Origin of the sequence: Streptomyces sp. NPDC047315 (assembly GCF_040643215.1) — a bacterium.
In the GTDB taxonomy this organism is placed as follows: Bacteria; Actinomycetota; Actinomycetes; order Streptomycetales; family Streptomycetaceae; genus Streptomyces.
Map to the genome: position 1 here is coordinate 25859 of NZ_JBEYTZ010000036.1, position 21715 is coordinate 47573.

20 protein-coding genes are annotated in these 21715 nt (G+C 73.8%); 12 read left to right on the forward strand and 8 right to left on the reverse strand.

Annotated features, from left to right (window positions below; translation table 11 throughout):
• Positions 1–13: 13 nt before the first annotated feature.
• Entirely contained in the window at positions 14–802 is a 789-nt protein-coding gene (locus ABZ842_RS31880; RefSeq protein WP_361544678.1) for a pyrimidine reductase family protein, read from the reverse strand.
• Positions 803–1067: 265 nt separating this feature from the next.
• On the opposite strand from ABZ842_RS31880, the gene zapE reads away from it, so the two are divergent.
• From zapE to ABZ842_RS31895, 3 genes are all read left to right on the forward strand, one after another.
• A complete protein-coding gene (gene zapE / locus ABZ842_RS31885) occupies positions 1068–2141 on the forward strand; it encodes a cell division protein ZapE (RefSeq protein WP_361544681.1) in 1074 nt (357 codons plus the stop codon).
• Positions 2142–2219: 78 nt separating this feature from the next.
• Positions 2220–2645 carry an OsmC family protein gene (locus ABZ842_RS31890; protein WP_361544684.1) on the forward strand — a complete coding sequence of 142 codons (426 nt, stop codon included), beginning with the start codon at positions 2220–2222 and terminating at the stop codon, positions 2643–2645.
• A 268-nt stretch (positions 2646–2913) separates the two neighbouring features.
• Entirely contained in the window at positions 2914–4275 is a 1362-nt protein-coding gene (locus ABZ842_RS31895) for an alkaline phosphatase PhoX (RefSeq protein ID WP_361544687.1), read from the forward strand.
• Between the two features lie 142 nt (positions 4276–4417).
• Here ABZ842_RS31895 and ABZ842_RS31900 read toward each other — a convergent pair whose 3' ends face one another.
• On the reverse strand, positions 4418–4921 hold the full coding sequence (locus ABZ842_RS31900; protein WP_361544690.1) for a cupin domain-containing protein: 504 nt from the start codon (positions 4919–4921) through the stop codon (positions 4418–4420).
• Between the two features lie 118 nt (positions 4922–5039).
• On the opposite strand from ABZ842_RS31900, the gene ABZ842_RS31905 reads away from it, so the two are divergent.
• Entirely contained in the window at positions 5040–5888 is an 849-nt protein-coding gene (locus tag ABZ842_RS31905; RefSeq protein WP_361544692.1) for a polysaccharide deacetylase family protein, read from the forward strand.
• 464 nt (positions 5889–6352) lie between these two features.
• On the opposite strand, the gene ABZ842_RS31910 is transcribed toward ABZ842_RS31905, so the two are convergent.
• The 3 genes from ABZ842_RS31910 to ABZ842_RS31920 are packed head-to-tail and all read right to left on the reverse strand — an operon-like array spanning position 6353 to position 8540.
• Entirely contained in the window at positions 6353–7018 is a 666-nt protein-coding gene (locus ABZ842_RS31910) for an ABC transporter (RefSeq protein WP_361544695.1), read from the reverse strand.
• Positions 7015–7866 carry an ABC transporter ATP-binding protein gene (locus ABZ842_RS31915; protein ID WP_361544698.1) on the reverse strand — a complete coding sequence of 284 codons (852 nt, stop codon included), beginning with the start codon at positions 7864–7866 and terminating at the stop codon, positions 7015–7017. The genes ABZ842_RS31910 and ABZ842_RS31915 overlap by 4 nt, the downstream gene beginning before the upstream one ends.
• Positions 7866–8540: an AIM24 family protein gene (locus ABZ842_RS31920; protein WP_361544701.1), complete on the reverse strand. Its 675-nt coding sequence runs from the start codon at positions 8538–8540 to the stop codon at positions 7866–7868. The genes ABZ842_RS31915 and ABZ842_RS31920 overlap by 1 nt, the downstream gene beginning before the upstream one ends.
• A 76-nt stretch (positions 8541–8616) precedes the next feature.
• On the opposite strand from ABZ842_RS31920, the gene ABZ842_RS31925 reads away from it, so the two are divergent.
• The 6 genes from ABZ842_RS31925 (at position 8617) to ABZ842_RS31950 (ending at position 15795) form a co-directional block, all read left to right on the forward strand.
• The gene (locus tag ABZ842_RS31925; protein WP_361544704.1) at positions 8617–9393 is read left to right on the forward strand and encodes a peptidyl-tRNA hydrolase; all 777 of its coding nucleotides are present in this window, start codon (positions 8617–8619) and stop codon (positions 9391–9393) included.
• 210 nt (positions 9394–9603) lie between these two features.
• Positions 9604–10413, forward strand: coding sequence for a DUF4142 domain-containing protein (locus tag ABZ842_RS31930; protein WP_361544707.1), 810 nt, complete (start codon positions 9604–9606; stop codon positions 10411–10413).
• Between the two features lie 139 nt (positions 10414–10552).
• Complete coding sequence (locus tag ABZ842_RS31935) at positions 10553–11890, forward strand: DUF692 domain-containing protein (protein ID WP_361544710.1); 1338 nt, start codon at positions 10553–10555, stop codon at positions 11888–11890.
• A gap of 2 nt (positions 11891–11892) precedes the next feature.
• Positions 11893–12873 (forward strand): TIGR04222 domain-containing membrane protein, encoded by a 981-nt coding sequence (locus ABZ842_RS31940; protein ID WP_361544713.1) that lies wholly within the window; start codon positions 11893–11895, stop codon positions 12871–12873.
• A gap of 165 nt (positions 12874–13038) precedes the next feature.
• On the forward strand, positions 13039–14040 hold the full coding sequence (locus tag ABZ842_RS31945; protein WP_361544716.1) for a TIGR04222 domain-containing membrane protein: 1002 nt from the start codon (positions 13039–13041) through the stop codon (positions 14038–14040).
• A 132-nt stretch (positions 14041–14172) separates the two neighbouring features.
• Entirely contained in the window at positions 14173–15795 is a 1623-nt protein-coding gene (locus ABZ842_RS31950) for an alpha/beta hydrolase (protein ID WP_361544719.1), read from the forward strand.
• Between the two features lie 176 nt (positions 15796–15971).
• Here ABZ842_RS31950 and hemQ read toward each other — a convergent pair whose 3' ends face one another.
• Both hemQ and hemG read right to left on the reverse strand, forming a co-directional pair.
• A complete protein-coding gene (gene hemQ / locus ABZ842_RS31955; RefSeq protein WP_361544722.1) occupies positions 15972–16685 on the reverse strand; it encodes a hydrogen peroxide-dependent heme synthase in 714 nt (237 codons plus the stop codon).
• Complete coding sequence (gene hemG / locus ABZ842_RS31960) at positions 16682–18148, reverse strand: protoporphyrinogen oxidase (protein ID WP_361544725.1); 1467 nt, start codon at positions 18146–18148, stop codon at positions 16682–16684. Before hemG ends, hemQ begins: the two co-directional genes overlap by 4 nt.
• 112 nt (positions 18149–18260) lie before the next feature.
• Between hemG and ABZ842_RS31965 the strand changes: the two genes are divergently transcribed.
• Positions 18261–19637 carry an FAD-dependent oxidoreductase gene (locus ABZ842_RS31965; RefSeq protein WP_361544728.1) on the forward strand — a complete coding sequence of 459 codons (1377 nt, stop codon included), beginning with the start codon at positions 18261–18263 and terminating at the stop codon, positions 19635–19637.
• Between the two features lie 214 nt (positions 19638–19851).
• On the opposite strand, the gene hemE is transcribed toward ABZ842_RS31965, so the two are convergent.
• Entirely contained in the window at positions 19852–20919 is a 1068-nt protein-coding gene (hemE, locus tag ABZ842_RS31970) for a uroporphyrinogen decarboxylase (RefSeq protein ID WP_361544731.1), read from the reverse strand.
• Between the two features lie 91 nt (positions 20920–21010).
• Here hemE and ABZ842_RS31975 point away from each other — a divergent pair, with 91 nt between their 5' ends.
• Positions 21011–21700, forward strand: coding sequence for a DUF3000 domain-containing protein (locus ABZ842_RS31975; RefSeq protein WP_361544734.1), 690 nt, complete (start codon positions 21011–21013; stop codon positions 21698–21700).
• The last annotated feature ends 15 nt before the right edge of the window (positions 21701–21715 follow it).

Here is a 21715-nt window from a genome sequence, read left to right on the forward strand (position 1 = left end):
ATTCCGCTGATTGTCAGATGCGGTGGTAACGGGTGAAAAGGAAGCCGCCCTCCTCCAGGACGGACGCCAGTGCGAACCGCTCGGGAACGGCGACCTCCGGACCGCCCGCGATCCGCTGCGCGCCGCCCGCCGTGAGCAGCGGCGCCACCGTCAGACAGAGCTCGTCCAACGCCCCGGACGCCACGAACTGCCCCAGCAGCCGGGGGCCGCCCTCGGTGAGCTGTCGGGTCATCCCGCGCTCCGCCAGCGCACGCACCGCGCGCACCGGATCCACTCCGGCGCCCTCCCCCGCGACCACGACCTCCACGCCCTCCTTGCGGGCCGCGTCCAGCCGTTCGACGGGCGCGCCGGTGCCCGTCAGCACCAGGGTCGGCACCAGCGCGTCGACGAAAAGCGGAGCCGTGAAGTCCAGGTCGAGGGAGGCGCTGACCACCGCGATGGCCGGGGCGGGCCGCTGCCCGGCCGCCGCGCGGCGGTCCGCGAAGGCGTCCCGGGCCTTGGCGGGCCGGTACCCCTCCCGACGTACCGTTTCCGCGCCGGCGATCACCACGTCGCTGAGCGCCCGCAGCACCCCGAAGATCCGCATGTCCGACGCGCTCGACAACGGCTGCGACGCCCCCTCGTGCTGGGCCGCGCCGTCCAGCGACGACACCATGTTCGCCCGCAGCCATGCGCCGGCGCCGCCCGCGGAGGGCGGCTCGGGATAGGCGTACGCATCCGCCAGTTCGTCCAGCGACCACTCGCGGTCGTCGGGGCCGGGGGCCGGCGCTGTCGATTCGGTCACAGGGAACAGGCGTCGCATAACGTGCAGTCTTACACGGCGTTTAGGGCCTCTCTTGTGGGTCGGGCTGGGGGAGTGTGGGGGTCCCTCCCACGCCCTCCGGGCGTAGGGGGAGGGGTCTGGTGCCGTGGATCCCAAGGCGGAGGAGGGAGTCGACGCGGTGGGGGTCCCACGGTGCCCGCAGGGCACAGGGGGCCGTCGGCGACCGACGACAACGCAGGGAGGCGCGGTGCCAGGGCACGCGAGCCCAGCAAGATCCACAAGAGAGGCCCTAGAGTGGTGAACTGTGTCGTCACCTGCTACTAGTCCCATAGCCCACGGCTCGCCGCAGTCGCTGTGCGAGCGTGAGCCGCACGTCCCCGCCGACCGGCTGGTGGCCGAGTTGAAACCGCCGCCGCGCTTCGACGCCGTGCGCTTCGACACCTACGTCCCGGACCCGGCGCAGCCCAGTCAGCGCGAGGCCGTCTCCGTCCTGTCGTCCTTCGCGGCGGGGCTCGGCGGCGCCCACGCCAGCGGTGCGGGCAAGCGCCGCTGGTTCGCCCGCAAGTCCGCCGCGCCCACCGGCCCGCGCGGCGTGTACCTGGACGGCGGGTACGGGGTCGGCAAGACGCACCTGTTGGCGTCGCTGTGGCACGCCACCCCCGCCGAGCCCACGCTCAAGGCGTTCGGCACCTTCGTGGAGCTGACGAACCTGGTCGGCGCGCTCGGCTTCCAGGAGACCGTGCGCACCCTCGGCGGCCACCGGCTGCTGTGCATCGACGAGTTCGAGTTGGACGACCCCGGCGACACCGTCCTGGTGTCGTCGCTGCTGGCGAAGCTGGTCGAGTCGGGCGTGGCGCTGGCCGCGACCTCGAACACCCTGCCGGGCAAGCTCGGCGAGGGCCGGTTCGCCGCCGTCGACTTCCTGCGGGAGATCCAGGGCCTGTCCGCGCACTTCCGCCCGCTGCGCATCGACGGCGAGGACTACCGGCACCGCGGGCTGCCCGAGGCCCCCGCACCGTACGCCGACGACGTCGTGACGAAGGCCGCGTACGCCACCGACGGCGCGTCGCTGGACCACTTCCCGGCGCTGCTGGAGCACCTCGCGAAGGTGCACCCCAGTCGGTACGGGGCGCTCACCGACGGCATCACCGCGGTCTGCCTGACCGGCGTCGCCCCGGTCCCCGACCAGTCGACGGCGCTGCGCCTGGTGGTGCTCGCGGACCGGCTGTACGACCGCGAGGTGCCCGTGCTGGCCTCCGGGCTCCCCTTCGACCGGCTGTTCGGCGAGGAGATGCTGCGGGGCGGCTACCGCAAGAAGTACTTCCGGGCGATCTCCCGCCTCACCGCGCTGGCGCGCGACGCGAAGCCCTTGGTGTAGCGGTGCGTTTCCCGCACGCGGGGCGCTACCAGTAGGTTCGGGGAGCGTAACCACCGTTCTTGAGAAGGGATCCACACCATGGCCACCACTCGCACGGCGCACACGGTCTGGCAGGGCGAGCTGCTCACCGGGTCCGGCGAAGTCACCTTCGACTCCTCCGGCATCGGTACGCAGCCGGTCTCCTGGCCGTCCCGCGCCGAGCAGGCCAATGGCAAGACCAGCCCGGAGGAGCTCATCGCGGCGGCCCACTCCAGCTGCTTCTCGATGGCGCTCTCGCACGGCCTGACCGGCGCCGGCACCCCGCCCACCCGGCTGGAGACGAAGGCGGACGTGACCTTCCAGCCCGGTGAGGGCATCACCGGCATCCACCTGACGGTGCGCGGCGAGGTCCCCGGCATCGACGAGGCTGCGTTCGTCGCGGCGGCCGAGGGCGCCAAGAAGAACTGCCCGGTGAGCCAGGCGCTGACCGGCACCACGATCACGCTCACCGCCGAACTGGCCTGACGTCCATCCCGGGCCTTTGGCCAGGGAAACGTAGAGTTTCAGACGACACACGAGCATCGGTGACCCGCACGGTTCACGCACCCACCAGGTGCGTGCTACACACGTGCGGGTCACTTCTTTGTGGCCGCGTCACTTCCTCGTGACGCGGCACTTCTTTGTGGCCGTGTCGCCCCCGCCTCCTTCGTCCCCTCCGCCACGACCTTCCGTCTCCCCTGCTCGTGCGCTTGACCATCCGTCATTTCTCTGTCCGCCAACAGGGAGTTGCCTCATGTCCGAAAGCACCAGACGCCAGGTCCTCGCCCGCACCGGAGTGCTCGGCGCCTCCATCGCGTTCGCGGGTTCCGTGTCCGAACTCTTCGCGGGCACGGCCGCCGCCCACGGCCGCCGCGGCTACGGCCCGCTCGTCCCCGACCCAGCGGGGCTGCTCGACCTCCCGAAGGGCTTCCGCTACCGGGTCCTGTCCCGCGAGGGCGAGCCGCTGCGCTCGGGCGAGGGCGCGGTCCCGGGCTGTCCCGACGGCATGGCCGCCCTCGCCGGCCGGCGCGGCCGGGTCCACCTCGTGCGCAACCACGAGAACGACCACACCGACCCGCTCACCGTGCCCGCGGTCGCCGGTCTGACGTACGACCCGGCGGCCCGCGGCGGCTGCACCGTCCTGGAGCTCGACAGCCGGAACAACGTGCTCTCGGAGCGGGTCGCGATCGCCGGTACCGCGGTGAACTGCGCCGGTGGCCCCACTCCTTGGCAGACCTGGCTGACCTGCGAGGAGAACGAGAACAAGGCCGGCACCAACGGCTACACCAAGGACCACGGGTTCATCTTCGAGGTGGACGGCGCCGACCCGCACCGCTCCGGGGCCGTACCGCTGACCGCGATGGGCCGCTTCGCGCACGAGGCCGTCGCCGTCGACCCGCGGACCGGGATCGTGTACGAGACGGAGGACGCCCGCAACCCCTTCGGCCTCTTCTACCGCTTCCTGCCGAACCGGCCGCTCGGCGGCCCCGGCTCCTTGCGGGCGGGCGGCGCGCTGGAGGCCATGCGGGTGCCCGGCGTGCCCGACCTCGCCGCGATCGCCGAGCCGGGCGCCGAGTTCGACGGCGTCGAGTGGGTGCCGGTCCCGGACAGCCAGGCCGTGCAGACCTCCGTCCGCAAGCAGGACTTCGGCCCGCAGGGCATCACGCGCGCCCAGAAGCTGGAGGGCGCCTGGTGGGGCGGGCGTTCGGTGTACTTCGTCTCCAGTTACGCCCGCAGCAGCCAGGGTTCCGCCGGTGACCACTTCGGCCAGGTGTGGAAGTACGAGCCGGCGCGCCGACGGCTGACCCTCGTGGTGGTCTTCGGCCCGAGCACGGACATCCAACTGCCCGGCGAGTCCCCCGACAACATCTGCCTCGCCCCCGGCGGGAACCTGATGGTGTGCGAGGACGGCGACGGCGCGCAGCACGTGTACGGGCTCTCCCGGAAGGGCGAGCTGTACGAGATGGCCCGCAACCGCCAGAACATCGGCACCCCCGAGGCCCCGGAGTGGGGCGAGTTCGCCGGGGCGGTGTTCTCGCCGGACGGGGAGACGATGTACGTCAACTGCTACCGGCCCGGCACGACCTTCGCGGTCACCGGCCCCTGGCAGGACTGAGCCGGCCGGGAAAGACGCCGGGCGGGCCGAAGTACGGCCCGCCCGGCGTCCCGTGGGGGTCGAAGCGCCCGTTGTGCGCTCCACCCCTTGATACGCACGGGACGCCCGGGGCGTTCAACGCGCGGCGTCCCGTGCCCTCCCCCTATGCCGGCAGGCGCGTGCCGCAGCGGCTGCAGTACGCCGCCGACGCTTCGTCCGACGGGCGGTCGCAGCCGGGACAGATCCGGTGCAGCAGACACGCCCCCTCGCCGCCCTCGTCCACCGCCCCGGCCGGCGCGGCGCGGCGCGTGCCGCGGACGGCGAGCCCGGGGCGGCGGCGGTGCGCGGTGACGTAGACGAGTCCGTCGTCCCCCGCGGTCACGGCCCGGGGCGTGCCGTGCGGGAGCCAGGCCACGCAGCCGGGCTCCAGCGACTGCCGGCCCGCGGCGCTCTCCAGCTCACCGCCGCCGCCGACGACGCACAGCAGGACGTCCAGGTCCGGCTCGACGTGACGGTCGATGCGCGCCCCCGGGCGCACCCGGACGACGTTCGCGTCCAACTGTCGCCCCGCGGCGGCGAGCCGCCACAGCGCTCCGCCGCGGTCGTCGGGCACGGCCCGCACGTCGACGGGTCCGGTCAGCACTCCCGCCGCCGGCAACTGGTCCATCACGTTCCTCCGCTCCATCCGGGTGTGACCCGCTCGGGTGGACAGCCTGGCCGTCTTCCCGACACCCCCGCAACACACTCACCGAACGGTGGGATCATCACATATTTTCCGTTATGTGATGATCAACGTACGCATGCTCACCGCAGCGGTCGTCCTCGGCGCCGTCCTCGTCGGCTGCGGCGGGGACGACGCCGGGCCCGCCCCGACGGAGTCCCCGGCCGCGCCCCGCGTGAAGACCCCCAATGCCGGGGCAGCGCCGAACCTCGCGCCCGGCCCCGGCGGGGTGACCCCGGTCTTCGAACGCTCGGCGATGCCGCCGGGCCGGGCGAAGAGGACGGTCGCCCTGACCTTCGACGCCGACATGACCGCGGACCAGGGCCCGCGGGCGGCGGCGGGCGAGCACTTCGACAACCCCGGGCTGATCGACGCGCTGCGCACCCTGAAGGTCCCCTCGACGGTCTTCATGACCGGTCGCTGGGCGGAGCAGTACCCCGACCAGACCAAGGCGATCGGCTCCGACCCGCTCTTCGAGATCGCCAACCACTCCTACAGTCACCACGCCTTCGCAACGCCCTGCTACGACCTGCCGACGGTCGCGCAGGGGGCCATGGCCGCGGACGTGGACCGCGCCTTCGCGGCGATCCGGAAGGCGGGCGCGCGAAACGTGGTGCCGTACTTCCGCTTCCCCGGCGGCTGCTACGACGACGCGGCGCTGCGGGCGATCGCGCCGGCGAAGGTGACGGCGGTGCAGTGGGACGTCGTGAGCGGCGACGCGTTCGCCCAGGACGCGCAGGCGGTCGCCGAGCAGGTCCTCGCGGAGGTGAAGCCGGGTTCCGTGGTGGTGCTGCACTGCACGCGCAGTGCGGCGCCGGTGACGGAGGAGGTGATCCGGGAGATCGTCCCCGAACTGCGCAAGCAGGGCTACGACTTCGTGAAGGTCTCATCCCTGGTACGCGCGTCACGCTGAGCCCTGACCCGCGCCGTGTCTTGCTGGGGCTCGCCGCACACCTGCGGACAGGGGCGCCCCTGACGAACCCGCCGTAGCCCTGCGGGCGCGCTGGTCTCCGCGGCCCGGTGGGGCGTGTTCGCGCAGTTCCGCCTTCTCGGCCCCGGAGGGCCTGGGGGACCCCCAGCGCCCTGGGTTGCCCTCCCCGACGTCCCACGTGGCAGGCAGGTCGCACCGGCCACGAGCCCACGCCCGCAGGGCGGGGCCTTAGGGGCGCGGGGAACTGCGCGACAAGCCACGGACAAGCCGCAGGGACCAATGCACCCGCAGGGAAACGGCGGTGTTGTCAGGGGCGTTTGGTCACGACGAGGGGCAGCAAGACAGGGCGCTGGGGGTCCCCCAGGCCCGTAGGCACAGGGGGAGGAGCTACGCGAACAACCACAGACGGGCCGCAGGGCAAAGGCGGGTATGCCAGGGGCGCGGGGCTAGCGCACGGTCGCGCGGGTGAGGCGGGTCGTCAGGGCGAATGCCGCGCACGCGAGCGCCAGCGCCGCGGCCAACGGCAGCAGCGGGAGGGGCGCGCTCGCGCCACCCGCACCGTCCACCATGACGAACACCGCACGGTTCGCCGGCGAGTACGGAACCACCAGCGCCAGCAGCGACACCAGCACCGTCGCCGCCCACGACCAGCCCCCGTGCCGCAGCACCGGCCGGGTGCACAGCGCCCCGATCGCCGCCCCCGTCAAAGCGCACGCCGCCGCCGCGAGCAGCCCCGCGACCGCCGCCTCCGCCAGCGGAACCGACGGCCCGCGCGGCGGATCCGCGGCCTTGCCGAGGAGGACCGCTCCGGTCCCGATGACGCCGAGCGCCCCCGCGCAGCCCGTCGCCGCCAGCAGCGCCGCCGCGTGCGCGCGCACCGGACCGCTCGCCGCGGCCACGACGTCGCGCGCCGCGGCCGGCTCCTGGTTCGCGCAGAGCCGGACCAGCCACGCGGTGATCGGCAGCAGTGCCGCCGCGGCGTACCCCAGGGACTCCAGCGGCCGGCCGGACAGCACGCCGTCCGCGATCAGGACCGCGTACAGCACGAGCGGAGCGAGCCAACGCTGGGAGCCCAGCAGCAGCGCGGTCTGGTAGCCGAGCAGCGCGGTCACCGGTCACCGTCTTCGGGCGGCGCGACGGGGGCGACGTGCTCGATGTGCCAGGGCGGGCCGGCCCCCAGCAGCGCGCGCAGCAGGTCGTCGGCGTGTGCGGCCGGCACGGTCAGCGCGGTCGCGCCATCCGGCCCCGGCCCGCGGCGGGGCGCGCCGGGCAGCGCCTCGGGAAGGCGGGCGCCGGCCCCGGACGCCACGATCCGCACCCAGGGCCCGGCGTCGGTCGCAACGGGCTCCCGCAGGTCCGGCCCGACGAGGGTGCCCGCGGTCACCTCGTACACCGCGTCCGCCCGCCCCGCGAGCCGCTGCGGATCGTGGTCGACGAAGACCACGGCGCCGCCGTCGGCCGTCCGCTCGGCGACGGCGCGGTCGAACTCCGCGCGGGCCCCGGTGTCGAGCCCGGTCCACGCCTCGTCGAGGACCAGCAGCTCCGGCTCGGCGAGCAGCGCCTGGGCGACGGCGACCTTCTGGCTGGTGCCCTTGGAGAGTTCGGCGAGCGGCGTACGGGCGTGCTCGGCCGCGCCGAGCCGGGTCAGCCAGCCCGTGGCGCGCCGGCGGGCCGCCGACCGGGTCAGGCCGTGCACGCGGCCCAGGTGCGTCAGGTAGTCGAGCGCGGTGAAGGGGAGGGCCGCCGGGAAGCGCTCCGGTACGTACGCCGTGCGCGGCCGGGCGGTGACGCGGCCCTCGGTCGGCGCGTCGATCCCGGCGAGCAGCCGCAGCAGGGTCGACTTGCCCGTGCCGTTCGTGCCGGTGACCCGGGTCAGCGTGGCCGCCGGCAGCGCGAGGTCGACCCCGCGCAGCACCCACGGTCCGCGGACCCCGTAGCGCCGGCCCACCCCCTCTAACATCAGCTGCCCGACTTCGCGGCGACCAGCTCGCTGGGGCGGACGATGACGAAGCCCTCGCCCGAGAGCACCAGCTGGACCGCTTCGCCGGAGCCGCCGCGGATCATCGAGCCGACGGACTGGGAGCGGTGCAGCGAGGTCTGGAGGCTGGCGCTCCAGCCGACGACCGCGTCCGTGTCGACGTACACCGGCTGCTGGGCCGAGACCGGTATCACGATGGGGCTGCCCTCGCAGATCACGGCGAGCTTGCCGTAGCCGGAGAAGACGCTGTTGAAGAGGCCGCCGCCGGCGGCGCCGACGCCCTTGACCGTCTTGATCTCGTAGGAGAGCGTCGGGTCGAAGCACAGCACGTTGCGGCCGTTGATGGTCAGGGCGTCGCCCTGCTCGACCTCGACGATGAAGCAGTTCGCGGCCTCGTGGGCGAACCACACCTCGCCCTGTCCGCTCACCGTCATCAGCGCCAGGCCCTCGCCGGTCACGGCGCGCTTGAGCATGCCGCCCAGGCCCTGGCCCTTGCGCTCGAACTGGAGGTTGCCGCGGTAGGCGACCATCGAGCCCTGCCGGGCGTACATCTCACCGTTCACGACGTACTTGATCGACTTGGCGTTCTGCTGCACCATGCCCGGAGCGGACGCCGGCTGGGCCATGTTCTCGGAGGCGAAGAGGTCGCTTTTCATGGGGTGCATCCTCACCCAGACGGACCTGTTTGGCCAAAGACTTACCTGTTTTGCCCCGGCTGGCAGACTGGGCGGGGTGAGCAGCGAACCCCTCAGCCCCGACGGCACCACGCCCCCTACTGGCACTGCCAGCCCCAAGGAGCCCACCAGCCCCGTCGACCCCACCGACACCGACCGTGACGCGGCGCCGCAGTTCGTGCTGCCGTTGGTCGCCCGGATCGAGAAGGCCGCTCCCCCGGCCCGTACGGACGCGTTGGAGACCGCCGCCCGCGCGGTGCTGACGATGCTGGCCGACGAGCGGTCCGTCGGGGACGGCGAGTGGGCGCGGGCGGTGCGGGACTGGCAGGACGCGCGGATCCGCAAGGTGGTCCGTCGGGCGCGCGGCGCCGAGTGGCGCAGGGCCTCGGCGCTGCCGGGCGTCACGGTGGTCGGCGCGACGGCGGAGGTGCGGGTCTTCCCGCCGGTACCGCTCGGCGGCTGGCCGAAGGACCTGGCGCGGCTCCAGGTGTCGGGGACCGACCTCACGGACCCCGAGCCGCCGGCCGCGCCCGGCCCCGAAGGGCCGGTGCTGTGGTTGAGCCCCGGGCTCGACATGTCGGCGGGCAAGGCCATGGCGCAGTCCGGGCACGGCGCCCAGCTCGCCTGGTGGGAGCTGACCGGTGCGGAGCGCGCGGCCTGGGCCGCGTCCGGGTTCGCCCTCGCGGTGCGCACGGCGGAGCCCGCGCGGTGGGAGGCGCTCGTCGCGAGCGGGCTACCGGTCGTGCGGGACGCCGGGTACACGGAGATCGCCCCCGGCTCCTGCACGGTGGTCGCCGACCATCCGGCGCTGCGGGCCCGGCTCGCCGCCAGCTGACCGCCGCGGCGGGCCGGGCCGCGCCCAGTCGAGCCGGGCCGAACCCGCGCCGCGCCGGGCCGCGGTCGTTTCGACGCCGGCCGTTTGAACACCGGCCGGCCCGATTGCGTACCTCCCACTGCCGTCGCACCGATGACGCCGACCACGCCGACATCGGTCCGGCGGCCGACGGAACGGATTCGTCGAAGGCACATCGGCTCGGGAGGCACCTTGCAGCGGCGCATCAACGGAACGGCCCTGATCATCGCGGCCCTCCTCGCCACGGTCGGGGCGCTGGCGTTCCCGGTGTGGTCGTACGCGGACCGCTCGGGCACCGGACGGGACAAGCTCGCCGCCGCCACCGTGGCGACCCCGTACGGGCCGCTGTCCGCCACCGACCGCGACTTCCTCGTGAAGGTCCGGCTCGCCGGCCTGTGGGAGCTGCCCGCGGGCCAGCAGGCCATCGAGCGGGCGCCGACCCGGGCCATCAAGGACGCGGGCGACCACCTCGTCGTGGGCCACGCGGACCTGGACGCCCGCGCCCGCGACGTGGCGGCCAAGCTCGGGATCGAGCTGCCGAACCAGCCGAACGAGCAGCAGCAGGGGTGGCTGCGGGAGCTGTCCGCGGCCAGCGGCCGGGAGTACGAGCGGAAGTTCGCGAACCTGCTGCGCAACGCCCACGGCAAGGTCTTCGCCCTGATCGCCCAGGTCCGGCACACCACCCGCAACTCCCTGATACGCCAGTTGGCGACGGACGCCAACCAGACCGTGCTGGACCACATCACCATGCTGGAGGCCACCGGTCTGGTCGACTTCGACGCGATCGCGAACGAGGCGGCGGACGGCACGACCGCGAGCCCGACCGGCCCGCCGCCGCCGGCCGGCGGGGTGCCGACGGCCCCCGACGCGGCGCAGCCGACCGGGAGCGGCACCTTCACGTCCCGCCCGTCGACCGGGCCGGGGGCGCCCACGGCCGTCAACACCGACCGCCCGGCCCCGCCCGCCGACGCCCTCGACACCCTCGCGCCGGCGCCGTCCTGAACTCCCCCGGATTTCCCCACGCGCGACGGGAACCTCAAATCCTCCTCTGAACGTCCCCCTTCTGGGATTCATCGTCGAGCTACGGGGCCATGACCCCTGCACGCACCGTCGCACGGCGCAGTCACCAGGGGGAGGAACGATGCGACACAGCACGCTCGGCACCGGCATCGGCTGGCGACCGGAGATCGCGGAGGCGGTGGAGCGCCTCAGCGGTGTCGACTGGGTCGAAGTCGTCGCGGAGAACGTGTGTCCCGGCCACGTGCCGGCGTCCCTCACCCGGCTGCGCGCCCGCGGCACCACCGTCGTCCCACACGGTGTCTCCCTGGGCCTGGGCGGCGCCGACCGCCCCAGCGAGCAGAAGCTGAAGGACCTCGCGGAGCGGGCCGTGGCGCTGGACGCGCCGCTGGTCACCGAGCACATCGCATTCGTACGGGCGGGCGGCGCGCGCACCGCGTCCCCGGTGCTGGAGGCCGGGCACCTGCTGCCGGTGCCGCGCACCCGCGACGCGCTGGCCGTGCTGTGCGAGAACGTCCGCATCGCGCAGGACCAGTTGCCCGTGCCGCTGGCGCTGGAGAACATCGCGGCCCTCATCGCCTGGCCCGGCGAGGAGATGTCGGAGGGGCAGTTCCTGGCGGAGTTGGTGGAGCGGACCGGGGTGCGGCTGCTGATCGACGTGGCCAACCTCCACACCAACCACGTCAACCGGGGCGAGGACCCCGCCAAGGCCCTGGCCGAGCTGCCCGTGGAGGCGATCGCGTACGTCCACGTCGCCGGCGGCGTCGAGCGGGACGGGGTCTGGCACGACACCCACGCCCACCCCGTTTCCGAGCCCGTGCTGGACGTGCTGCGCGAGTTGGTGTCGCGGGTGGCGCCGCCGGGGGTGCTGCTGGAGCGGGACGACAACTTCCCGCCGCAGGAGGAGTTGGCGGCGGAGCTGACCGCGATCCGTACGGTGCTGGCTTCGGCCCGCCCGCACCCGGACGACGCGGTCGCCGCGGACGAGTCCGTCGCGGGCAGCGGGCCGTCGCCCTCCCCCGCTCCCCAAGAGCAGGCGGACGGGGCGACGGAGCCCGCCCGGGAGCGGCTGGCGATCTCCCAGGCCGCGCTGTTGTCGGCGCTGGTCGCCGGGACGCCCGCGCCGGAGGAGTTCGACCAGCGCCGACTGCGGGTGCAGAGCCGTGCGTTGACGGTCAAGCGGGCGCAGGTCGTGGCGAAGATCGCGCCGGAGCTTCCGCAGATCCTCGGCGACGGGTACCGTGCCGCCTTCCTCGCGTACGCGGGGAAGCGTCCGATGCGCGCGGGGTACCGTCGGGACGCGCTGGACTTCGTCGAACAGCTGTTGGTCGCCGGCCGTCCCGAGGACGAGCGGACGCGTCGGCAGCTGACGCGTTGGTGGCAGGAGCGCACCGGGGAGCGCCGCCCGCGCCGCGCCACCCGGATCGTCCGTGCGGCCCGGGCCGCACTCGTGGGGAGGTAGTCGTGGGACTGAGCAGCGTCGCCGTGCTGGTGAACGTCGTCGTGGGGGTCCTCACCGTCTGGCTGGTCGTCGAGGCGTCGGTGTCCCGCCGGCACCGCCGGCGCGGCATGGTCAAGGGCGGGGGCACCCGGGTCGACGACGTGTACGAGGCCGCGTTCCTCAGCGGCGGCCCGCTGCGCGTCGTGGACGCCGCGCTGGTCGAACTGGTCGCCGACGAACGCGTCAAGCTGGCCGAGCCCGGCATCGTCTCGGTCGTCCGGGCCGAGGCCCGCGACGCGGTGGAGCAGGCGGTGCTCGACGCGGCCGAGAGCGCGCCGAACGGCTCGCTGTCCGCGCTGCGGCACACGGCCGCCCGCTCGGCCACGATCCAGTCGTTGGGGCACCGGCTCGCGGGACAGGGGCTGATGGTCACGCCCACCCGGGACCGTCGGACGCTGCGGATCTGGGCGCTGACGCAGAAGACGGTGTTCCTGTTCGCGCTGTTCGCCTCCTTCGTGCTCACCGCGGCGAACTACGACTACGACCTGCCGGTCGTGACCGGGCCGTTCGTCCTCCACGTCGGCCCGATGCTGCTGGTCGGCGCGGTCGTCGCGGGGGTCGTACGGAGCAAGGTTCGCAGCCGGACCACCAAGGCCGGTCTGAAGGCGCTCGCCGACCACCGGGAGCGGAACGAGAAGACGCAGTCGCCCGCGGGCCTGGTGGTGGTGAAGGGCCTGAAGAAGGGCATCGAGGACCCCACCGTCCAGAAGGTGATGGTCGCCGCGGCTGCGGTGGCGTTCGTCGCGGTCGCCGCTCCCGCCGCCATGGCCGCCGACGGCTCGTCGCAGGCCGCGTGGTGCGGCTCGGGCGCGACGACGAGCTGCGGCGGCAGCGAGGACAAGAAGGGCGGTTCGAGCTGCGGCGGGGGCGGCGGAAGTTGCGGCGGTGACGGAGGCGGCTGCGGGGGCGGCGGCTGCGGTGGTTGCGGGGGCTGCGGCGGCTGATCCCGCCCGCGCCCCGCTCGTCGCCGCCCGTTCGTCGCAGCCCGCTTGAGTCGTCGCAGCCCGCCAGGAAGGAGTGGCAAGGGCACAGGGCGGACCTCGGCACCGGTCCGCCCCCGTACGGATCGTCGGGCGCGGCCGGTGTCGCGCCCGCTCAGGGGGAGACACATGAACGACCGTCCGCTACTCAGCTTCGTCCTCGCCGTGCTCGTCGGCTCGCTCAGCGTGTTCCTGGTCGCCGCGGCCCTCTCCGTCCGCACGCGACGGGCGTCGCACGGCAAGGACCGTTCGATCCGCAGCATCTACGAGGCCGCGTTCCTCATCGCCGGGCCGCCGCGCGTCGTCGACACGGCCGTCGCCGGGCTCAACGAGGACGGGAAGCTCGACATCACCGCGCCGCGGCCGGTCTCGGGCCACGGCATCGTCACGGTGCGTGGCTCCCGCGCCCGCGACGCCGTCCAGCAGGGCGTACTCGACCTCGCCAGGCAGTACGACCACGGGGAGCTCAGGGACCTGCGGAAGGCGGCGGTCGCCGCGCCCGTCGTCCAGGAGATCGGCGACCGGCTCGCCGACCAGGGGCTGATGAGCCGCCCCACGTGGCAGCGCCGGGTGGTGCGGCGCATGGCGCTCGCCCTGGTCGCGGCCTGTCTGCTCGGCCTGGTCGGCTCCCTCGTCTTCACCTTCGTGACCCTGTCCGACGACGAGCCGTTCATCCTGTCCGTCCTGCCGCAGTTGCTCGGCGGCGCGCTCGTCGGGGGCCTGGTCAACGGCCGGCTGCGCCGACGGGTGACCAGGACCGGCCGGAAGGCGCTGCGAATGTACCGCGGGACGCACAGCGCCAGTCGGGCCACCAGGGTGCGGGTGGCGCTGGTCGGCCCGAGCATGGTGCCCGACCACGACGTACGGGTCTTGATGGCCGCCGCGGCTGCGGTCCCGATCGCCGTCGCGACCGCGGGCCCCTTCTCGTCGTCCTTTGACTCCGTCACCCCCTCGGCCGGGGCGAGTTGGTGCGGCAGCAGCGACGGCGGCGGCTCCGGCTCCGGCTGCGGCATGAGCAGCGGCTGCGGAGGCGGAGGGGGCTGCGGCGGCGGGAGCGGTGGAGGCGGCGGAGGAGGGGGCGGAGGCGGCTGTGGTGGCGGTGGCGGCGGCTGCGGAGGAGGGGGCGGCTGACGGGCGCACACCAGCGGGCGCACGGCGCATAGGAGGCATTGGCCGCGACACCACACAAAGGTGCTTTACAGCTCGACACATACCCCGAAAAATCCCTGCACTGCACTACCGTCCGCACGAAGGGAACGGAACGTGACGAGAGCAGGGTTGGCGTACGGACTCGTGGCCGGACTCGGCTCGCTGGTGGTCTCGGCACTCGCCGTGCCGACCGCCAACGGCCTGGCCCCCGGCCGCGAGGCCCCGCCCGACGCCGAGTCCCGCGGCACGGCGGTCGCCGCCGAGCGCGCCGCAGCGGCCGGCGTCTCCTTCGGCACCTGTCCGAAGGAGGAGTCACTGCCGTCGTCCGTCTCCTGCGGCACGGTCGAGGTGCCGCTGGACTACGCGCGACCCGACGGCCGGACGATCCGACTGACCGTCAGCCGGAAGCTGGCCGCCGGCGAAACCACCGAGCACCAGGGCGCGTTGGTCTACAACCCCGGCGGACCCGGCGCCTCCAGCATGCACTTCCCGCTCTACGCCGGGCTGCCCGAGTGGCGGCGACTGGCCCGCGCGTACGACCTGGTGGGCTACGCGCCGCGGGGCGTCGGCCGCTCCGCGCCGCTGTCCTGCCAGGACGCCGAGGACCACGTGAAGGCGCCGACGCAGTCCCCCGCGGTCCCGTCGGAGGCGTTCAAGCGGGAGCGGATCGCCGAGGCGCGGGCGTACGCGGACGGCTGCGCGCGCCGGGCGGGCGACGCCCTGCGGCACTACACGTCCCTCAACAACGCCCGGGACCTCGACGTGTTGCGCGCGGCGCTCGGCGAGCAGCGGCTGACCTTCATGGGCGCCTCGTACGGCACCTACATCGGGGCGCTGTACGCCACCCTGCACCCCTCGCACGTACGGCGCATGGTCTTCGACTCGGCAGTGCACCCGGCCCGCGAGAAGATCTGGTACCGCAACAACCTCGACCAGTCACTGGCGTTCGAGCGCCGCTGGGCGGACTTCCGGGCGTGGGTCGCCCGGCACGACGCCACCTTCGGCCTGGGCACCACGCCCGAGGAGGTCGCCGACCGCTACGAGGAGGCGAAGGCGAAGCTCGCCGACGAGCCCGCGGGCGGGGTGGTGGGCCCCGGCCAACTCCAGTCGGCGTTCCTGGGCGCCGGGTACTACGACGACTACTGGGTGCCGCGCGCGACCGCGCTCTCCGAGTACCTGCGCGGCAACGACGAACCGCTGATCGCCCAGGCCGCGCCGCGGCGCGGGCAGGCGAAGGCGGCGGAGAACGCGAACGCGGTGTACACGGCCGTCGAGTGCAACGACGCGCCCTGGCCCACCGAGTGGGAGGTCTGGGACCGCGACAACACCGAACTGGCGCGCAGGGCGCCGTTCGAGACCTGGGACAACGCCTGGCTGAACCTGCCGTGCGCCTTCTGGTCCGCGCCGCGTCAACAGCCGCTCCAGGTGCGCACCCGCTGGGGCCAACTGCCGCCCGTGCTGATCCTGGCCGCGGAGCGGGACGCGGCGACGCCCTACGCGGGGGCGAAGGAGTTGACCCGGCGGCTCAAGGGCGCCGTGCTGATCACGGAGGAGGACGCCGGCACCCACGGCATCGGCGGCGGGCCGAACGACTGCGTGAACTCGTACCTGGAGGAGTACCTGCTCCGCGGCGAGGCGCCGGTGCGGCGCGCGTCGTGCGCGCCGCACCCGGAGCCCGACCCGGTGTCGCTGGACCGGAGCGCGCCGCAGCCCGTGCTGCCGCGCACCCCCGTCTGATCTTCCGGGTCCCGGTGGCGGGGCCGTCGGCCGGCTCCGCCACCACATCACCGGCCCGGGGACTCCCCGGGCCGCAGCCGAAAGATTACGCCAGTCCCGCCACCAGCTCGGCCACGGACTTCCTACGGCCCGTGCTGCATCCCCCGGGGGACAACCCCCGGACCCCCGGCCGGAGACTACGCAAGGCCCGCCACCAGCTCGGACACGGACTTCCTACGGCCCGTGAAGAACGGGATCTCCTCGCGGACGTGCATCCGGGCGTCCGAGGCGCGCAGATGGCGCATCAGGTCGACGATGCGGTGCAGCTCGTCCGCCTCGAAGGCGAGGATCCACTCGTAGTCACCGAGGGAGAACGACGCGACCGTGTTGGCGCGCACGTCCGGGTAGCCGCGGGCCATCTTGCCGTGCTCGGCGAGCATCCGGCGGCGCTCCTCGTCGGGCAGCAGGTACCAGTCGTACGAGCGCACGAAGGGATACACGCTGACGTAGTCGCGCGGGTTCTCGTCGGCGAGGAACGCCGGGATGTGCGACTTGTTGAACTCGGCGGGGCGGTGCAGCGCCATGTTCGACCAGACGGGCTCCAGCGCGCGCCCGAAGCGGGTGCGGCGGAAGAGGTTGTACGCCTCCTGGAGTTCGTCCGCGGTCTCGGCGTGCCACCAGATCATCAGATCGGCGTCGGCACGCAGCCCGGAGAGGTCGTACGTGCCGCGGATCTTGATGTCCTTGGCGGCGAGCTGGTCGAACAGGTCCTGGACCTCGTCGGCGTAGCCGGCGCGGTCGTCGGGCAGCACGTCGCGCAGCTTGAAGACCGACCACAGCGTGTACCGGATGACCTCGTTGAGGTCTTTGGCCTTCTTGCCCGCGTTCGGAATCTTTTCTGGCGCACTCATGAGGCCATTGTCCCGCGTCCCGATCGGCGCTCGTCAGCAGGGTGGTCCTGGTGGAGGACCTCGTCCGCGGCGCGCTGTCCGTCGGCGATGCAGGCGGGGATGCCGACGCCGTCGTAGGCCGCCCCGCAGACCCGTAGACCGGGCAGTTTGGCGACTTCGGCGCGGATCCGGGCGGTGCGCGCGACGTGGCCGACGGGGTACTGCGGCAGGCCGCCGATCCAGCGGGTGACCTCGCTGGCCACGGGTCGGGCGGCGAGCCCGACGGCGTCGCCGAGGTCCCGCAGGGACGCCTCGACGAGTTCGGCGTCCTCGCGGTGCAGGTGCTCCTCCTCGCCGTACCGGCCGAGCGAGGTCCGCAGCACGAAGAGGTCGGCGGAGCCGTCGGCCACCCACTGCCACTTCTGGCTGGAGAAGGTGGACGCCTTGATCGACCGGCCGTCGACGGGCGGTACGAGGAAGCCGCTGCCGTCGGGCAGCGCGCCCAGCTCGGAGCGGCGGAAGGCCAGGGTGACCAGGGACATCGAGGCGTACTCGATGGTTCCGAGTTCGGTGGCGGCGGCCGGGGACTCGCCGGAGAGCAGTTCGGCGGCCGACCAGGCGGGGGTGGCGATGATCACGGCGTCCGCGGTGAGGGTGTCGCTGTCGGTGCGCACCCGCCAGCCGTCGGCGCCGGCGCGGGCCAGGCCGAGCACGCGCGTCCCGGTGCGCAGTTCGCCGCCGGCGGCGCGCACCGCGTCGGCGACGGCGAGCGGCAGGGTGCCGACGCCGCCGTCGATGCCGAGGAAGACGGGTCCGCCCTGCTGCTGCGCCTGTGCTTCGGCCTGGACCTCGCGCACGGCGTCGAGGAGCGAGGGGTGCCGTCGGGCGGCCTCGAAGAGCCGGGGGACGGCCGCCCGCATCGAGATGCGGTACGAGTCGCCGGCGTACACCCCGCCGAGCAGCGGTTCCACCAGCCGGTCGACGACCTCGCGGCCGAGGCGTTCGGCGACGTACTGCCCGATGGCGACGTCGTCGCCGACTTCGGCGGGGGCGAGTTCGCCTTCCCGGACGATCCGGGCGAGGCCCTCGTCGGAGAGCAGCGCGCCGAGGGCGTCGGGGCCGGCGGGCACGCCCATCACGTGGCCGCGCGGCATGGGCCGCAGTGCGCCGCGGGTCCAGATGGACGCGGTGCTGGTGGCGGGCGGCTGGAGCCGGTCGCCGAGGCCGACGGCCCGGGCCAGGTCGACGGCCTCGGGGCGGCGCGCCAGCATCGACTCGGCGCCCAGGTCGACCGGGGCGCCGGCGATCTCGCCGCGGTGGAGCTTGCCGCCGAGCCGGCCGCCGGCCTCCAGCAGGGTCACCCGCGCTCCGGCGGTGACCAGCCGATGGGCGGCGGCGAGCCCGGAGATGCCGCCTCCGATGACGACGACGTGACGGGCGGGCGGTCCCGACCCGGGTGCGGTGTCCACATGCTGGGAAGACATGCCCCCACTGTCTCAGACCCCGCTGCGGGCCCCGAACGTGACCGGTGCGGAACGGGTGTGCGCGAGGTGGGCGGGGGCGGGCCGCCGACGGGCTCCCCGTAGCGTATGGACCATGACAGCAGAGCGACTGGTGGTCATCGGGGGCGACGCGGCGGGCATGTCGGCCGCGTCGCAGGCGCGCAGGTTCCGCACGCCCGAGGAGTTGGAGATCGTCGCGTTCGAACGCGGGCACTTCAGCTCGTTCTCGGCGTGCGGCATCCCGTACTGGATCGGCGGTCAGGTCGCCGAGCGCGACGACCTGATCGCCCGTACGCCCGCCGAGCACCGCGAGCGCGCGATCGACCTGCGGATGCGTACGGAGGTCACGGAGGTCGACACCGCGCGCGGCCGGGTCCGCTCGCGCGACCTGGAGACCGGCGCGGAGGGCTGGACCGGGTACGACAAGCTCGTGATCGCGACCGGCGCCCGCCCCGTCCGCCCGCCGATCCCCGGCATCGACGCCCCCGGGGTGCACGGCGTGCAGACCCTCGACGACGGGCAGGCGCTCATCGACGCGATCGGGGCCACCGCGGGCCGCCGCGCGGTCGTCGTGGGCGCCGGCTACATCGGCGTCGAGATGGCCGAGGCGATGCTCAACCGCGGCTTCGAGGTCACCGTCCTGAACCGCGGCGAACAGCCGATGGCCACGCTCGACCCCGACATGGGTCGGCTCGTGCACACCGCGATGGACGGACTGGGCATCACCACGGTCGACCGCGCCGAGGTCACCGCGGTGCTGACCGGCCCGGACGGCCGGGTGCGCGCGGTCACCACGGCGGACGCCGAGTACCCGGCCGACGTCGTGGTGCTGGGCATCGGCGTCGAACCGGCGACGGAACTGGCCCGCGCGGCGGGGCTGCCGCTGGGCGCGTACGGCGGCCTGCTCACGGACCTGTCGATGCGGGTGCGCGGGCAGGAGGCGATCTGGGCGGGCGGCGACTGCGTGGAGGTGCTGGACCTGGTCTCGGGACGCGAGCGGTACGTGCCGCTGGGCACCCACGCCAACAAGCACGGCCAGGTCATCGGCGCGAACGTGGGCGGCGGCTACGGGACGTTCCCCGGCGTCGTCGGCACCGCCGTCAGCAAGGTCTGCGACCTGGAGATCGCCCGCACCGGGCTGCGGGAGAAGGACGCGTCGGCGGTGGGCCTCCAGTACGTCACCGCCACCGTCGAGTCCACCGCACGCGCCGGCTACTACCCCGACGCGGGCCTGATGACCGTCAAGATCATCGCGGAGCGGGGCACCGGGCGTCTGCTGGGCCTGCAGATCGTGGGGCGGGAGGGGGCGGCGAAGCGGGTGGACATCGCGGCGGTGGCGTTGACGGCGGGGATGACGGTCGAGCAGATGACCGCGCTCGACCTCGGCTACGCGCCCCCGTTCTCCCCGGTCTGGGACCCGGTCCTCGTGGCCTCCCGCCGCGCCACCAAACTCCTGACCAAGCGCCCGTGACCCCCCGCGCGACCGTGCGGAACGTCTCCACGCGGTTCCTCGCGCCCCTGACACCTCCGCGGTAGCCCTGCGGGGCGCGTTGGCCTGTGCGGTCCGGTGGGCTGGTCGCGCAACTCCCCGCGAAAGTACCCACCCGCCGTTGTCCCACGGGGCGCGTGGAGCAGCGTGCCCGCGGGGCTAACGGCGAGTAGGCCCACCAAGCCCGCCGCAGGCGTCACGCGCTCGACGTCTCCGTGTGGACGAAGTCCACGAGACGGGTCAGCGCGTCCGGGTCCATCGTCGGCAGGACCCCGTGGCCCAGGTTGAACACGTGCCCCTCCAACCCCTCCGCCGCCTCCAGCACCTCACGCGTCTTCGCCTCCACCGCCGCGGTCGGCGCGAACAGGACCGCGGGGTCGAGGTTCCCCTGGAGCGCCTTGCCCGGCCCCACGCGGCGGGCCGCCTCGTCGAGGGGGACGCGCCAGTCGACGCCGACCACGTCCGCGCCGGCCTCGCCGAGCAGGCCGAGCAGTTCGCCGGTGCCCACGCCGAAGTGGATGCGGGGCACGCCGTAGCCCGCGACGGAGTCGAAGACCTTGGTGGACGCCGGCATCACGGAGCGCCGGTAGTCCGCCGGGGCGAGCGCCCCGACCCAGGAGTCGAAGAGCTGCACCGCGCTCGCGCCCGCCTCGATCTGGACCTTCAAGAACGTGGAGGTGATCCCCGCGAGCCGGTCCAGCAGGTCCGCCCACAGCTCCGGGTCGCCGTACATCAGCGCCTTGGTGTGCTCGTGGTTGCGCGAGGGGCCGCCCTCCACGAGGTAGCTGGCGAGCGTGAAGGGCGCGCCGGCGAAGCCGATCAGCGGGGTGGAGCCCAGCTCCGCGGTCAGCAGCCCGATCGCCTCGGTGACGTACCGGACGTCGTCGGGGGTCAGCTCCCGCAGCCGGTCCAGGTCCGCGCGGCTGCGGATCGGCTCGGCGACGACGGGCCCCACGCCCGGCTTGATGTCGAGGTCGACGCCGATGGCCTTGAGCGGGACGACAATGTCGCTGAAGAAGATCGCCGCGTCGACCCCGTGCCGCCGCACCGGCTGGAGGGTGATCTCCTTGACCAGCTCCGGCCGCATGCAGGACTCCAGCATCGGGATGCCCTCGCGCACCTTCAGGTACTCGGGCAGCGAGCGCCCCGCCTGGCGCATGAACCACACCGGGGTGTGGGGCACCGGCTCTCGTCGGCACGCCTTCAAGAAGGCGGAGTCGTGCGTCTTCGGCTGGGGGCCCGCGGGGCGGTCGTTGGCGCTCACGCCCAAATCTTCGCACGTACCCGGAAAGCGGCCGTCGGGTGCGGGGTGTCCTTCCCTGCGCGCACGCCCCGTTCCGCCTAGTCTTCCCCGCATGGCTGCGGCTCAGGGACGTTTTTCCGATCATGCTGAACATGCTGGACCTTCAGAGGGCGCCGACTCGTCGTCGGGCGCGGAGCAGAACGCCGTCCCCCGGGCGTTCCGGCTGGCGGTCGAAGCGCTACGGACCGCGCAGCTGCGCCCCGAGGTCGAACTGGACCCGGCCCGCCCCCCGCAGCGGCTCGCCCCGCACGCGTACGCGGTGGAGGCGGCGGTCGTCGACGAGGGCGAGGACCTGGCGGACGGCCGGCTGGTGCTGCTGCACGACCCCGACGGGCACGAGGCCTGGCAGGGCACCTTCCGTCTGGTGACGCTGGTGCGCGCGGAGTTGGAGCCGGAGATGGCCGCGGATCCGCTGTTGCCGGAGGTGTGTTGGTCGTGGTTGACGGGTGCGCTGGAGGCGCGCGGCCTGTCGTACGGGGAGCCGAGCGGCACCGTCACCCGGGCGAGCTCTCACTATTTCGGTGGACTCGGCCAGCGCCGCCCCGCGACGCAGATCGAGATCCGCGCGTCGTGGACCCCGAGGGAGGGGCACTGCTCGGCGCCGGACGCGGCGGCGCACCTCGCCGCCTGGTGTGACCTGCTGTGTCAGATCGCGGGGCTGCCGCCGGCGCCGGTGGGTACGGCGGACATGGCGACGGGCGTGGTGACGCTTCCGCAGCGGCGGGGGCCGCAGCACCGCTGACGTCCGCCGGCGCAC

Bases quoted from the DNA above. Each gene is read 5' to 3' on its own strand.
- ABZ842_RS31965 (WP_361544728.1), top strand. From the start codon at position 18,261: ATGACAGCAGAGCGACTGGTGGTCATCGGGGGCGACGCGGCGGGCATG.
- ABZ842_RS31945 (WP_361544716.1), top strand. From the start codon at position 13,039: ATGAACGACCGTCCGCTACTCAGCTTCGTCCTCGCCGTGCTCGTCGGC.
- ABZ842_RS31935 (WP_361544710.1), top strand. From the start codon at position 10,553: ATGCGACACAGCACGCTCGGCACCGGCATCGGCTGGCGACCGGAGATC.
- ABZ842_RS31915 (WP_361544698.1), bottom strand. From the start codon at position 7,866: ATGTTAGAGGGGGTGGGCCGGCGCTACGGGGTCCGCGGACCGTGGGTG.
- ABZ842_RS31880 (WP_361544678.1), bottom strand. From the start codon at position 802: ATGCGACGCCTGTTCCCTGTGACCGAATCGACAGCGCCGGCCCCCGGC.
- ABZ842_RS31900 (WP_361544690.1), bottom strand. From the start codon at position 4,921: ATGGACCAGTTGCCGGCGGCGGGAGTGCTGACCGGACCCGTCGACGTG.
- ABZ842_RS31890 (WP_361544684.1), top strand. From the start codon at position 2,220: ATGGCCACCACTCGCACGGCGCACACGGTCTGGCAGGGCGAGCTGCTC.
- ABZ842_RS31895 (WP_361544687.1), top strand. From the start codon at position 2,914: ATGTCCGAAAGCACCAGACGCCAGGTCCTCGCCCGCACCGGAGTGCTC.
- hemQ (WP_361544722.1), bottom strand. From the start codon at position 16,685: ATGAGTGCGCCAGAAAAGATTCCGAACGCGGGCAAGAAGGCCAAAGAC.
- ABZ842_RS31920 (WP_361544701.1), bottom strand. From the start codon at position 8,540: ATGAAAAGCGACCTCTTCGCCTCCGAGAACATGGCCCAGCCGGCGTCC.
- ABZ842_RS31905 (WP_361544692.1), top strand. From the start codon at position 5,040: ATGATCAACGTACGCATGCTCACCGCAGCGGTCGTCCTCGGCGCCGTC.
- hemG (WP_361544725.1), bottom strand. From the start codon at position 18,148: ATGTCTTCCCAGCATGTGGACACCGCACCCGGGTCGGGACCGCCCGCC.
- ABZ842_RS31975 (WP_361544734.1), top strand. From the start codon at position 21,011: ATGGCTGCGGCTCAGGGACGTTTTTCCGATCATGCTGAACATGCTGGA.